Source organism: Pseudomonas sp. LBUM1672 (assembly GCF_059695655.1).
The window spans coordinates 3,546,623-3,558,745 of sequence record NZ_CP166781.1; the positions used below are offsets into that span (position 1 = coordinate 3,546,623).

Sequence of the window (12,123 nt, forward strand, 5' to 3'; positions counted from 1 at the left end):
TCCACCGTAACTTGCCTCACCGGTGTCCGTCCGGTCCAGAGGCATGTTATGAACTTCAAAACCACCATAATGCCGGGCGTACGCGCCTTCGCATCGACCATGCGGGTCAAGCTGTGCCGTGAGCGTCTGCTGACGACTCGGGTCAGCGCCCCGTTTTCCACCCTTTCTTCCCCGGCCAAGGCACACCCTCGTGCCAACTGGCGCGTCTGCCCGATGACGGGTCGGCTTCAGCAGCGCTGGAGCTTCGACGACAGCCAGGAACCACCGAGTCGGCGCATCGCGCGCCTGTTCGGACTGACCCTCAGGGCTCGCACTTTCTGTTGATCTGAAGGCACTTCAAAGTCCTTCCCTCAACGTTTTCCTTAATAGGGAATTCGACAACTTCTTATTGCCTGTTAAAACATAAAATAATTGGAGTTAGTTATGGACGAAGCCAGTAGACGGTTCGCTGCGCATCAACTTTCCATTGATACGCAGCGAACGTTAAAACACAAGAACACAAGAACACAAGAACACAACACTTCCGAATCGATCGCCTGTTTGCGACTCGACATACATTCGCTCGCCTATGAATAGATGAGTGGACAGTGTGTCGTGCCGCAAGACGGCGGCAGGAGCACACACCATGACGACTGTAAAAACGCCGGATATTCGCGCCAAAGGCGCCAGCAACGACAACGCCAAACTGTCGATGCGCGCCGCCCGGGAAGCACAAAACGGCCTGGCCGTGACCCTCGCCAACCTTAACGCCACCCCTGACGGTTTGACCGAACTCGAGGCCGAAGGCCGGCTGGCCCGTGCAGGCTTCAACGAAGTCGCCCACGACAAGCCGCCACACGCCCTCGTCCAACTGCTCAAAGCCCTGAACAATCCCTTCATCTATGTCCTGCTGACCCTGGCCGGCATCAGTTTCTTCACCGATTACTGGCTGCCGATCAGCCAGGGTGAAGGCGACGAGGCGGACCTGACCAAGGTCATCATTATCATGACCATGGTCACCCTGAGCAGCCTGCTGCGGTTCTGGCAGGAATACCGCTCGGCCAAATCCGCCGAAGCGTTGAAAGCGATGGTGCGCACCACGGCGACTGTGCTGCGGCGCGGACAAAACGGCAACCGCCCGGTACTGCGCGAAGTGCCGATGCGCGAACTGGTGGCTGGCGACATCGTCCAGCTCAGTGCCGGCGACATGATCCCGGCGGACATCCGCCTGATCGAATCCCGTGACCTGTTCATCAGCCAGGCGGTGCTGACCGGCGAAGCCTTGCCCGTCGAGAAATACGACACCCTGGGCGACGTCGCGCAGAAATCGGCGAGCCGCGCCGCTGCCGATCAATCCAACCTGTTGGACCTGCCAAACATCTGCTTCATGGGCACCAACGTGGTCAGCGGCACCGCCAAAGCGGTGGTGGTCGCGACCGGGCCGCGCACCTATTTTGGCTCGCTGGCCAAAGCCATTGTCGGCTCGCGGGTGCAAACGGCCTTCGACCGTGGGGTGAACAGCGTCAGCTGGTTGTTGATCCGCTTCATGCTGGTCATGGTGCCGATCGTGTTCCTGCTCAACGGTTTCTCCAAAGGCGACTGGAGCGACGCGTTCCTGTTTGCCCTGGCGGTCGCGGTCGGCTTGACCCCGGAAATGCTGCCGATGATTGTCAGCGCCAACCTGGCCAAAGGCGCGATGGCCATGGCCAAGCGCAAAGTGGTGGTCAAGCGCCTCAATGCGATCCAGAACTTTGGCTCGATGGATGTGCTGTGCACCGACAAGACCGGCACCCTGACCCAGGACAAGATCATTCTTGAGCACCACGTCGACAGCCACGGCCGGCGCGACGACAAGATCCTCGAACTGGCGTGGCTCAACAGCCATCACCAGAGCGGTCTGAAAAACCTGATGGACCAGGCAGTGGTGCAGTTCGCCAACGAAAACCCAAAGTTTCGTATGCCGTTTGCCTACAGCAAAGTCGATGAGTTGCCGTTCGACTTCGTCCGTCGGCGCCTGTCGATCATCGTCAAGGACAGCCGCGACGATCACCTGATGGTGTGCAAAGGTGCGGTCGAAGAGATGCTGACCATCGCCAGCCACATTCATGAAAACGGCACGGTGGTGGCACTCGACGAACAGCGTCGCAAAGACCTGCTTGCCCTGGCCAACGAGTACAACGAAGACGGTTTCCGGGTGCTGCTGGTCGCCACCCGCGAGATCCCGAAAGCGCAGAGCAAAAACCAGTACACCACCGCCGATGAACGCGAGCTGGTGATTCGTGGCTTCCTGACTTTCCTCGATCCACCGAAGGAAACTGCGGGCCCGGCGATTGCCGCGCTGCGCGACATGGGCGTGACCGTCAAGGTGCTGACCGGCGACAACGCCGTGGTGACTTGCAAGATCTGCCGCGAAGTCGGGCTGGAACCCGGCACGCCGCTGCTCGGGCCAGACATCGAGAACATGGACGACACCACCCTCAAGCTGCGGGTCGAAGAGCGCACAGTGTTCGCCAAGCTGACGCCGCTGCAAAAATCCCGGGTGCTCAAGGCGTTGCAGGCCAACGGTCATACCGTGGGTTTCCTCGGCGACGGCATCAACGACGCCCCTGCCCTGCGCGATGCCGATGTCGGCATTTCGGTGGACAGCGGCACCGACATTGCCAAGGAATCAGCCGACATCATCCTGTTGGAAAAGAGCTTGATGGTGCTGGAGGAAGGCGTGCTCAAGGGCCGCGAGACCTTCGGCAATATCATGAAGTACCTGAACATGACCGCCAGCTCCAACTTCGGCAACGTGTTCTCGGTGCTGGTGGCCAGTGCGTTCATTCCGTTCCTGCCGATGCTGTCGATCCACCTGCTGTTGCAAAACCTCATGTACGACATCTCTCAGCTGTCGCTGCCGTGGGACAAGATGGATAAGGAATTCCTGCGCAAACCACGCAAGTGGGACGCGAAGAACATTGGCCGTTTCATGCTGTGGATCGGGCCGACCTCGTCAGTCTTCGACATCACCACCTTCGCCCTGATGTGGTACGTGTTCGCCGCCAACAGCGTGGAAATGCAGAGCCTGTTCCAGTCCGGCTGGTTCATCGAAGGGCTGCTGTCGCAGACGCTGGTGGTGCACATGTTGCGCACGCAGAAGATTCCGTTCTTCCAGAGCACGGCGGCGTTGCCGGTGATCCTGATGACCGGGTTGGTGATGGCGCTGGGTATCTACATTCCGTTCTCGCCACTGGGCACCCTGGTCGGCCTGCAACCGTTGCCGTGGGCTTATTTCCCTTGGCTGGTGGGCACCCTGCTGAGCTACTGCGTGTTCGCGCAGATCATGAAGACGATCTACATCCGCCGCTTCAAGCAGTGGTTCTGAGGGCCTGACAAACCCAAATCACCTGAACACCACAATCCCATTGTGGGAGCGAGCCTGCTCGCGATAGCTGACTGACATTCAAAAGAGATGTCGACTGATCCACCGCTATCGCGAGCAGGCTCGCTCCCACAGGGGAATGTGCTTAACCCTATCGAAAAAGGGAGAGTCCTGATGTCGGGAACTACTCTGCTGATCAACCTCGCAGGCGCCATTGCACTCTTGCTCTGGGGCACTCACATGATTTCTTCGGCGTTGTTGCGCGGCTTCGGCACGCCGCTGCGCCAGTGGCTGGGCCACAACCTGAACAACCGCTGGATGGCGCTGCTTTCGGGCATCGGCATCACCGGCATCTTGCAAAGCAGCACCGCCGTCAGCCTGATGGCGACGTCGTTCACGGCCGCCGGCACCCTGGGGCTGGCGCCCGCGCTGGCGGTGATGCTCGGCGCCAATATCGGCTCGACCCTGGTGGTGCAACTGCTCAGCGTCGACGTTTCAATCCTCACGCCCATCGTGTTGCTCGCGGGTTTGATGGTGTTCCGTCTGCGCGACGACTCGCGCTACGAAAGCGTCGGCTGTGCGCTGATCGGTCTGGGCCTGATGTTGTTAGCCCTGCGCATGCTCGGCTCGACACTGGCGGAAGTCGAAGGCGCGCCGGTCTTCCAGCTGATCATGCAGAGTCTGGACGGCGATCTGCTGATTGCGTTGCTGGTGGCGCTCATCCTCACTTGGCTGTGTCATTCCAGCGTCGCCGTGGTGTTGCTGATCGTCTCGCTGGCCGCCACCGGCCTGTTGTCGGCGAACACCATCGTCGCGCTAGTCCTGGGCGTGAACATTGGCGGTGCGCTGCCTTCGGTGATCAATGCCGGTTCCAGCGTCGGCCGACGTTTGCCGCTGGGCAATCTACTGGTGCGGGCGGTCGGCGCCCTGGTGGTGCTGCCATTTGCCGGACTTCTGGCCGAGCTGAAGCTGGAGCCGTCGGTGCTGGTGGTGTCACTGCACACGGGTTTCAATCTGCTGCTGGCGCTGGTATTCATCGGCTTGACCGATGTGCTCGCCAAATGGCTGACCCATGTGTTGCCGGCGCCGGAGCGGGATGTCGATCCGGGCATGCCGCACTACCTCGACGAAGCGGGTCTGGAAGTCGCCAACATCGGCCTGTCCAACGCCGCCCGCGAAGCCCTGCGCATGGCTGACATGCTCTCGGCGATGCTCGGCCGGTTGGTGCAGCTGTTCCACACCTCGGTGCCAGCCTGTGCCGATGAAGTGCGACGCATCGATCAATCCCTGGACCTGCTGGGCGCGGCCATTCGCGCTTATCTGGCGGACATCGGCAAGGAAGGCATCAGTGACAGCGATGCCGATCGCTCCCAGGAAATCCTGCTGTTCGTGATCAACCTGGAACATGCCGCGGACATTCTTTCCAGCAGCCTGACGCAGTTGGCCATGCGCCGCTTGCGCCGTGGCGAACAATTCTCGGCCTTCGAGCTGAGCAACATTGCGCCGCTGCACGACGCGTTGCTGGAAAGCCTGAGCCTGGCGATCACCGTATTCCTGCGCGAAGACATTCCAACCGCGCACCACTTGATCCATCGCAAGGAGACCGTCAGAAGGCTCGAAGCGCACGCCAGCCGCGAGCATTTTCGCAAGTTGCAAGAAGACAAAAACACCTGGGCCGAGTCCGGCGACATCTTCCAGCGAGTCCTGCGTGACTACCGCCGCGTGCATCACCACATCGCCGCCTTGGGCTATCCACTGTTGGAGCGTGCCGGTGAACAACCGGTCGAGAACACCGACCTGACCAAGGAAAACCCGTCATGCGCCTCTTGATCTGCGCGGGTCGCCATTACACCGACAGCCGTCTGTGTCGGCGCGTGCTCGACGCCTTTCAGCGTATGCACCCGGTGCGCGTGCTGATCCATGGCGGCAATCAATACCTGGGCGGCGACATCGAAGAATGGGCGCGGGAACACGGCGCCGACATCGTGCGCTACCCACCCAACTGGCAGCGCCACGGCAAGTCGGCCGAACGCCTGCGCAATCGCTTCATGTTGCTCGACAGCCGACCGGACGTGGTGATCGCCCTGCCCGGCGGCGAAGACACCGAAGAACTGGTCGCCCAGGCCCGGGCGGCCGGTTTGCAAACCTTATCGGTAGAGGATCTCAGCCACAACACGGTCCTGTAGCAGCTGCCGAGCAGCGCGAGGCTGCGTTCGGCTGCGCAGCAGTCGTAAAACCTGAGATTGCGGTACTTCAGGAAGAACGCGTCAGCCGGACTTACGACTGCTTCGCAGCCGAACGCAGCCTCGCGCTGCTCGGCAGCTGCTACAGGACCGCGGTACGGCTGGGGCCATCAAAAAACTTCGAGGTAACACTCATGCAAAAACCCACTCGTCTATTCGCGTCCTTCGTGCGCAGTCTGCCAGCCGCTCAAGGCCGGCGCCTGCGCCGCAATCTGTTGTTCGTCAGCCTCACCCTGAGCGTGATTGCATTGCTCAGCATTATCTCCAGCGCCAACGCTGCCGGCGGTGCCTATGTGGTGGATGACGCCGGAATCAATGCGCCCGGCGAATGCAACATCGACGCTTGGTACCAAAACGGTCGGCACAGTTCAGCCAGCAACAGCGTGGTGTCACAGGACTGCACGTTCAAGGGTCTGCCCAACGTGCAACTCGGCGCCGCCGTGCAACACAGCCGCGATGACGGGGACTCGGAAACGCAGTTGAGCCCGCAATTCAAGACACAAATATTCGCTCGGGATGACCTTGGCCTTGAGCTGGCACTGGCGGGTTCAGCGCACTTTGCCTTCAATCGGGGCCATGCTTTCGATGGCGCCGACCTGAACCTGCCTTTCACCTACCAGCCGCTCGAAAACCTGCGCCTGAACCTCAATGCCGGCTGGTCCCACGCCTATGACGACGGCGAGCAAAACCATCGCTGGACCTGGGGCACCGGCGTCGAATACGACCTGGCCCGTTCCCTGACGCTGATCGCTGAACGCTATGGCCAACAAGGCGGCGAACAGGCGTGGCAGGCCGGGCCGAGGTTGCATATCGGTAAGCGTATCGATGTCGATCTGGTGGTGGGACGCAACCTGACGGGGGAACGTGATCAGTGGCTGACCACCGGGGCAACGCTGCGGTTTTGAACGGTATCGGGCGCGGATAACGCACCCACAGGGAACTCCTGACGTGCGCCAAGCATCCTAAATGTGAGGTACTCCCTTTTTGCTTCACGCTTCAGAGGACATTGCTATGCGCCGTCTGATTATCATTTCTTCATTCATGTTGTGTTTGCCCTTCGGTTCGGCCTTCGCCAAAGTGGACGCAGGCGATGTCGCCACCTCTGCGGGGGTTTCCGCATCGCTGTACTCGACGTTCAAGGACCACAAACTGGCGATTCCCGCCCGCGATGACGCCTCCAGCTTCGTTGCCAGTGGCGGTACGATTCGCGGTGTGTACCTGGAGTCGGTGTTGAATCAGATTCGCCAGGAAAATCCCGGACTCAAAGCCAGCGACGAAGAACTGGCTAGAGCCATCCTGATCCGGGAAGGCGTTGCTGCCGGCCAATGAAGGTTTAAAAATTAACGGTGGGGCTCGCGACAGCCGGAGAGTGTGCAGCCCTGCCTTGCTTCACCCCGCGGGCAAGCGCGCCCACCCGGCCACCAGCTGCGCGCTGATGCTGACCCCGCCACACACCACAATCACCACGTCATGGGCTGCGGCGATCGCCGGATGGTCCAGGTACGCCACTGCCAATGAAACACCGCACGCCGGTTCGACCAACTGGCGCAGGTCGTTTGCGTAACGCACAACACCCATGATCGCCTCGTCATCACTAAGCACCACACATTCGTAAGGAAAATCGAGGAGGTGCTGCACCGGCCATGCCGCCACTTTTGCAGCGCCCAGCGATGTCGCGACGGTGTCGATGCGCGCCAACCTGACGGGATGTCCAGCCTCGATAGCCGCAGCGAAGGACGCCGCGCCTTGGGTTTCGCACGTAATGATCCGGCAATCCATGCGGTTGTGTCGGATCAATCCAGTCAGCAGGCCCGCCAGCAATCCTCCACCGCCCACCGACGTCACCATTGCATCGACCTGGGGACAATCCTCAAGGACTTCATCAATCAGGGTGCTGTGCCCTTCCCACAACACGGGATGATCGAAGGCTGGCACGTATTCGGTATCCGCTTCCTGTGAAAGCTCTTTGGCCCGCAAATTGGCCTCGTCCCAGACCTTGCCGTGGACGATGACCTCGGCGCCGGTTTTCCTGATCCTGGCGCGGGTGGTTTCCGGGGTGGTGTGCGGCACGACAATGCAGGCTTTGAGCCCGAGGGCAGCGGCGGCCATGGCGGTGGCAAAACCGGCGTTGCCACCGGAAGGACACACGACTTTGCGCTTGCCCTGCGCCTTTGCCTGACTGCACAGAAGGCCCATGCCACGCAATTTGAACGAGCCGCTGGGTTGCAGGTTTTCCAGCTTGAGCCAGATGCGCCGGGTCGGCGTTGACAGGCCTGGGTGCAGAATCAAGGGCGTTCTGATGTGAAGCATTGTGTGCTCCCTTGGGCAGCACCGGCTTGTCGAGGTTTTCGCCAAGCCGGTGGTGAACAGTCCTTATCCAAGCTTAGTTCACCCTGCCCCCTGGGGTTATGGACTTACCGGTAGCGCGGGGCCGCCGATGAGTGACCAAACGAACCGGACAGCACTTGGCGCTGAGCCTCGTAAGCGTCCCATTTTTCGACCTCGTGCAGTCCCGGGATGGTCACCACTTCCCCTTGCGCCAACCCGACCAGCGCGGCATCGACCATGTCCTCGGCGGACATCACGATCTCTTGCGGCAGGTTCTCCACCGGGTTGCCCGCCTCGCTCCAGAAGTCGGTGGCGGTGGCGCCGGGCAACACCGCCTGGACGCGAATGCCTTTGTCGGCCAGTTCGTGGTGCATCGATTGGCTCAGGCTCAGCACAAACGCCTTGCTCCCGCCATAAACGCCATTGAGGATTTCCGGAGCGATGGCGACGATGGAGGAAATGTTGATCACGGTGCCGGCGCCCCGTGCAACGAAGCCAGGCACCACGGCATAAGAAAGACGCATCAGCGCAGTGACGTTGAGGGTGATCATGTCCTCCATGGCGTCCACCGGGCTTCCAAGCAACGGCATCACACCGCCAACACCGGCATTGTTGACCAGCAAGGTGATGCTCGCATCGTTGCGCAGAATGCTTTCCACCCGCAGCAGGTCGGCCTTGTCTTTGAGGTCGGCGGCGACCACTTCCACGGCGCGGCCGGTTTCGTTGCTCAAGTGGTTGGCCAGGGCGTTGAGTTTGCCGTGGCTGCGGGCGACCAAAATCAGGTCGTAACCCTGCCGGGCGAGACGGTCGGCGTAGACCGCGCCAATGCCCGAAGAAGCGCCAGTGATCAGTGCGGTGCCTTTGGATGAGAGAGCCATGTTCAATTTCCTTCACAGTGAGGCGATAAGGTCGCCGGGTGTGAACCGTTATAAATTGACTTCCGCTCGTCTCAAATGACGTTTAAAGTACGTTTTTCGGACACTGGCTTTTCGAGGGCTTCATCATGACTTCCGTGGCGTTTGTGGTTTTCGAGGGGTTCCAGTCCATGGCGCTGGCGGCCATGCCGGTGTTCGAGTACGCCAACTTCAGCGCCGGTGAAGCGCTTTATGAGGTCAGCGTGATCTCCGAAGATGGCCGTTCCCTGCGGGCTTCCGGCGGTTTGAGCGTCGGTACCCAGGCGTTTGATGAGCGGGTGTTCGACACCGTAATCGTGGTCGGCGGCGATTCGATTCTCGAGCAGGCGCCCGAGGGTGTGTTGGCGTACTTGCGCGACAGCGTAAAAACCGCACGGCGCACGGCGTCGATCTGTTCGGGGGCGTTCGTGCTGGCGCAGGCCGGTCTGCTCGACGGACGGCGCGCCACCACGCATTGGGCGTATGCGCGGGATCTGCAAGCACGCTTTCCATCGATCAAGGTGGAAGAGGACCGAATCTACGTGATCGACGATTCCATCTGGACCTCCGCTGGCATGACCGCGGGCATCGACCTGGCGCTGGCCATGGTCGAAAAGGACCATGGCGCTGAACTGGCCCGGTCCGTCGCACAGAAACTGGTGATGTACCATCGCCGCGCTGGCGGCCAGTCGCAGCATTCGGCCTTGCTGGAACTGGAGCCCAAATCCGACCGTATCCAGACCGTCCTCGGCTATGCCCGGGAACACCTGACATCCGCGTTGTCGGTGGAGCAACTGGCGGAAGTGGCACGCCTCAGTCCAAGGCAGTTCAGTCGGACCTTTCGCGCCGAGACCGGGCAGTCCCCGGCCAAGGCCATTGAAAACCTGCGTCTGGAAGCGGCGCGGCAGATGCTCGAACGCGGGCGCCTGACCCTTGACCAGATCGCCGCTGAGGCCGGTTTCACCGACCGGCGCCGCATGCGCGAAGCCTTCCTTCGGGCGTTCGGCCAGCCGCCGCAGGTGATTCGACGCAATGCCAGGTCGCAGATGACGGCTTGATCGTCAGCGCCGGGGAAGCGCCGCCCGAAGATCAACCGTTTGATACAGCGGCATCAGCCGCAAGGCCACGCCATCGGCCAGGGCCAGTGGCATCAGCCTTTGCATCGCCACCTCGAAGGGGTCCATCCACGCAGGCATGTGGTGAAAAGTCCTGCACGACGCGGACTTTTACCTGGCCGAAAAACTAACTCAGACTAGCCCAAACCGGCAAATCAGCATGACCTTCTACACTGAGGAAATCGGTCAATAACGGGAATCAGTGCCCATGAAAATCTCGGCCAGGCTGGCGTTTTTCGCCATCGTCTCTACCCTCGCCTACCTCGGTCTCGCGGTGTGGGGACTGGGTGGGTTTGCGGCGTTCTTCGCCCATGCGCCGCTGGTGGTCGTTGTCATCGCCACCTTGGCGATGGTCGTTGCCTCGTTGTTCACCGAGGTCAATCTGAGTTCAGGGGAACGTGAAGACCGGGCGAATCGCTGGGTGCTGCCGGCATTCGGCGTCATCGGACTGTTGAGCGGGTACCTGCCGGCCTACACCGACCGGATCGACTTCTGGACCTTCGGTGGCGAAGGTGTGCGCTGGCTCGGGGCGGTGCTGTTCATCGTCGGCGGCGCGCTACGGATGTGGCCAGTGTTTGTGCTGGGCAAGCGGTTTAGCGGGTTGGTGGCGATTCAACCGGGCCACAGTCTGGTGACCGACGGGATTTACCGCCGCTTGCGCAACCCCAGTTACCTGGGAATGTTGGTCATCGCCGTGGGTTGGGCCCTGGCGTTTCGCTCGGGGGTCGGGTTGTTGCTGGCGGCGCTGACGGTGATCCCGCTGATTGCGCGAATTCACTCGGAAGAGGCGCTATTGAAGGCGCAGTTCGGGAGTAAATATGAGGCTTATTGCGCCCGGAGTTGGCGGTTGATCCCCGGGTTGTACTGAATAAACACAATCCAAATGTGGGAGCGAGCCTGCTCGCGATAGCGTCGGCACATCCAGCATTTATTTGACTGAAAGACCGCTATCGCGAGCAGGCTCACTCCCACATTAGAGTGGGTGCAGGCGAATATGGTTGTCGATATCTACTTGCGCCGCGACCAAGTCATAGCCGGCCAGCGTCGCATGCTCCGTCTGAATCGGATGGTCGTGGGTCGAAGTGATGATCACAAGGTCCGCCCCTGCCGCTTCCGCAGCAAGAATCCCCACCGTGGCATCTTCAAAGATCAGGCAATCGGTCACCTCGACACCTAACCGTTTAGCCGCCAGTCGATAGCCCGCAGGATCCGGTTTGCCAGCGCTGACCTCTTCGGCCGTGACCATGACATCGGGTTCGGGAATCCCCGCTGCCGCCATCCGCCGCAACGCCAGCGCCTTCGGTGCAGAGGTCACGATCGCCCATTGCTTGGCTGGCAAAGACTTGAGGAAATCCGCCGCACCGGCCACCTCGACAATCCCCTCCACGTCTTCGATTTCCGCTTCGGTAATCCAGTTGGCCTCGGCCTCGGCATCCACCCCGGGCAACGCCAGACGGTTGATAGTGTCGATGGCGCGGGCGCCGTGAATGGTCGGCAGGAAGGACTCGACATCCACCCCGTGGCGCAAGGCCCAGGTGGTCCAGATGCGCTCGGCGGCGGCGATGGAGTTGAGGACGGTGCCATCCATGTCGAACAGGAACGCGCGATACGGGGTACTAAAAACGGATTCGTGGGCAAACAAGGATGAGCTTCCTTTGTGTGTCAGGCAGGTCCGTCAATGTACACGACCTACGCGGACCGTCGCGACCTGAAGGCCTCTTCGACACTATCCAGCAGTTGTCCCAACGCCCAGGGTTTCTTGATGAACGACACTTCATGCCGCACCCCGGAGCTTTCGGGAGTTTCATATCCGGACATGATCATGATCGGCTTGTCCGGCCAGCGATCGCCGAACTGGTTGGCAAGGTCCGCGCCATTGAGTTTGCCGGGCATGGTGATGTCCGTGAGCAACAGTCCCACCTCATTCGCGTGCAACTCCAGATACTGCGACGCGGCGTCGGCGCTGACGTGCGGTTCAACCTTGAAGCCTTCCTCCTGAAGAATTTCGCAGAGAAATTCAAGAATCAGCGGGTCATCTTCAACCACCAGAATCAACCCGTCAGGAAGATGCTCGCCCGCGGTCGTTTTTGGAAACATGACTTTGCCACTCCCTGATTGCCTAAATGATTTCGCGGGCTCAAATCCGCTGCCTACAGGTAGGAGCAGCGGACTCGGCGGAAATTCATTTTTGATACGCGTGT

13 protein-coding genes are annotated in these 12,123 nt (G+C 60.7%); 8 read left to right on the forward strand and 5 right to left on the reverse strand.

Annotated features, from left to right (window positions below):
- Positions 1-48 precede the first annotated feature (48 nt).
- The 6 genes from ACA053_RS16055 (at position 49) to ACA053_RS16080 (ending at position 6,915) form a co-directional block, all read left to right on the forward strand.
- Entirely contained in the window at positions 49-324 is a 276-nt protein-coding gene (locus ACA053_RS16055; protein ID WP_109632163.1) for a hypothetical protein, read from the forward strand.
- Positions 325-625: 301 nt separating this feature from the next.
- Positions 626-3,346 carry a magnesium-translocating P-type ATPase gene (gene mgtA, locus ACA053_RS16060; protein WP_497393059.1) on the forward strand — a complete coding sequence of 907 codons (2,721 nt, stop codon included), beginning with the start codon at positions 626-628 and terminating at the stop codon, positions 3,344-3,346.
- 171 nt (positions 3,347-3,517) lie between these two features.
- On the forward strand, positions 3,518-5,173 hold the full coding sequence (locus ACA053_RS16065; RefSeq protein ID WP_497393060.1) for a Na/Pi cotransporter family protein: 1,656 nt from the start codon (positions 3,518-3,520) through the stop codon (positions 5,171-5,173).
- Entirely contained in the window at positions 5,161-5,529 is a 369-nt protein-coding gene (locus ACA053_RS16070) for a DUF2493 domain-containing protein (protein ID WP_497311731.1), read from the forward strand. The genes ACA053_RS16065 and ACA053_RS16070 overlap by 13 nt, the downstream gene beginning before the upstream one ends.
- Before the next feature lie 191 nt (positions 5,530-5,720).
- Entirely contained in the window at positions 5,721-6,491 is a 771-nt protein-coding gene (locus ACA053_RS16075) for a PA4824 family protein (protein ID WP_497393061.1), read from the forward strand.
- 106 nt (positions 6,492-6,597) lie between these two features.
- Positions 6,598-6,915, forward strand: coding sequence for a DUF2388 domain-containing protein (locus ACA053_RS16080; protein WP_109632186.1), 318 nt, complete (start codon positions 6,598-6,600; stop codon positions 6,913-6,915).
- Between the two features lie 60 nt (positions 6,916-6,975).
- Here the strand turns inward: ACA053_RS16080 and ACA053_RS16085 are convergent, their stop codons facing one another.
- On the reverse strand, positions 6,976-7,896 hold the full coding sequence (locus ACA053_RS16085; RefSeq protein WP_497393062.1) for a pyridoxal-phosphate dependent enzyme: 921 nt from the start codon (positions 7,894-7,896) through the stop codon (positions 6,976-6,978).
- A gap of 104 nt (positions 7,897-8,000) precedes the next feature.
- Positions 8,001-8,792 carry an SDR family NAD(P)-dependent oxidoreductase gene (locus ACA053_RS16090; RefSeq protein ID WP_109632190.1) on the reverse strand — a complete coding sequence of 264 codons (792 nt, stop codon included), beginning with the start codon at positions 8,790-8,792 and terminating at the stop codon, positions 8,001-8,003.
- 125 nt (positions 8,793-8,917) lie between these two features.
- Between ACA053_RS16090 and ACA053_RS16095 the strand changes: the two genes are divergently transcribed.
- Positions 8,918-9,865: a GlxA family transcriptional regulator gene (locus tag ACA053_RS16095; RefSeq protein WP_497393064.1), complete on the forward strand. Its 948-nt coding sequence runs from the start codon at positions 8,918-8,920 to the stop codon at positions 9,863-9,865.
- Between the two features lie 3 nt (positions 9,866-9,868).
- On the opposite strand, the gene ACA053_RS16100 is transcribed toward ACA053_RS16095, so the two are convergent.
- Positions 9,869-10,003: a hypothetical protein gene (locus ACA053_RS16100; RefSeq protein ID WP_497393065.1), complete on the reverse strand. Its 135-nt coding sequence runs from the start codon at positions 10,001-10,003 to the stop codon at positions 9,869-9,871.
- Between the two features lie 127 nt (positions 10,004-10,130).
- Here ACA053_RS16100 and ACA053_RS16105 point away from each other — a divergent pair, with 127 nt between their 5' ends.
- Positions 10,131-10,790 carry a methyltransferase family protein gene (locus ACA053_RS16105; RefSeq protein WP_497393066.1) on the forward strand — a complete coding sequence of 220 codons (660 nt, stop codon included), beginning with the start codon at positions 10,131-10,133 and terminating at the stop codon, positions 10,788-10,790.
- Positions 10,791-10,895: 105 nt separating this feature from the next.
- On the opposite strand, the gene ACA053_RS16110 is transcribed toward ACA053_RS16105, so the two are convergent.
- Entirely contained in the window at positions 10,896-11,564 is a 669-nt protein-coding gene (locus tag ACA053_RS16110; RefSeq protein WP_497393067.1) for an HAD-IA family hydrolase, read from the reverse strand.
- Positions 11,565-11,611: 47 nt separating this feature from the next.
- On the reverse strand, positions 11,612-12,019 hold the full coding sequence (locus ACA053_RS16115) for a response regulator (RefSeq protein ID WP_497311737.1): 408 nt from the start codon (positions 12,017-12,019) through the stop codon (positions 11,612-11,614).
- Positions 12,020-12,123 lie beyond the last annotated feature (104 nt).

Coding starts and splice junctions, on each gene's coding strand:
- ACA053_RS16055 (WP_109632163.1), top strand. CDS start 49: ATGAACTTCAAAACCACCATAATGCCGGGCGTACGCGCCTTCGCATCG.
- mgtA (WP_497393059.1), top strand. CDS start 626: ATGACGACTGTAAAAACGCCGGATATTCGCGCCAAAGGCGCCAGCAAC.
- ACA053_RS16065 (WP_497393060.1), top strand. CDS start 3,518: ATGTCGGGAACTACTCTGCTGATCAACCTCGCAGGCGCCATTGCACTC.
- ACA053_RS16070 (WP_497311731.1), top strand. CDS start 5,161: ATGCGCCTCTTGATCTGCGCGGGTCGCCATTACACCGACAGCCGTCTG.
- ACA053_RS16075 (WP_497393061.1), top strand. CDS start 5,721: ATGCAAAAACCCACTCGTCTATTCGCGTCCTTCGTGCGCAGTCTGCCA.
- ACA053_RS16080 (WP_109632186.1), top strand. CDS start 6,598: ATGCGCCGTCTGATTATCATTTCTTCATTCATGTTGTGTTTGCCCTTC.
- ACA053_RS16085 (WP_497393062.1), bottom strand. CDS start 7,896: ATGCTTCACATCAGAACGCCCTTGATTCTGCACCCAGGCCTGTCAACG.
- ACA053_RS16090 (WP_109632190.1), bottom strand. CDS start 8,792: ATGGCTCTCTCATCCAAAGGCACCGCACTGATCACTGGCGCTTCTTCG.
- ACA053_RS16095 (WP_497393064.1), top strand. CDS start 8,918: ATGACTTCCGTGGCGTTTGTGGTTTTCGAGGGGTTCCAGTCCATGGCG.
- ACA053_RS16100 (WP_497393065.1), bottom strand. CDS start 10,003: ATGCCTGCGTGGATGGACCCCTTCGAGGTGGCGATGCAAAGGCTGATG.
- ACA053_RS16105 (WP_497393066.1), top strand. CDS start 10,131: ATGAAAATCTCGGCCAGGCTGGCGTTTTTCGCCATCGTCTCTACCCTC.
- ACA053_RS16115 (WP_497311737.1), bottom strand. CDS start 12,019: ATGTTTCCAAAAACGACCGCGGGCGAGCATCTTCCTGACGGGTTGATT.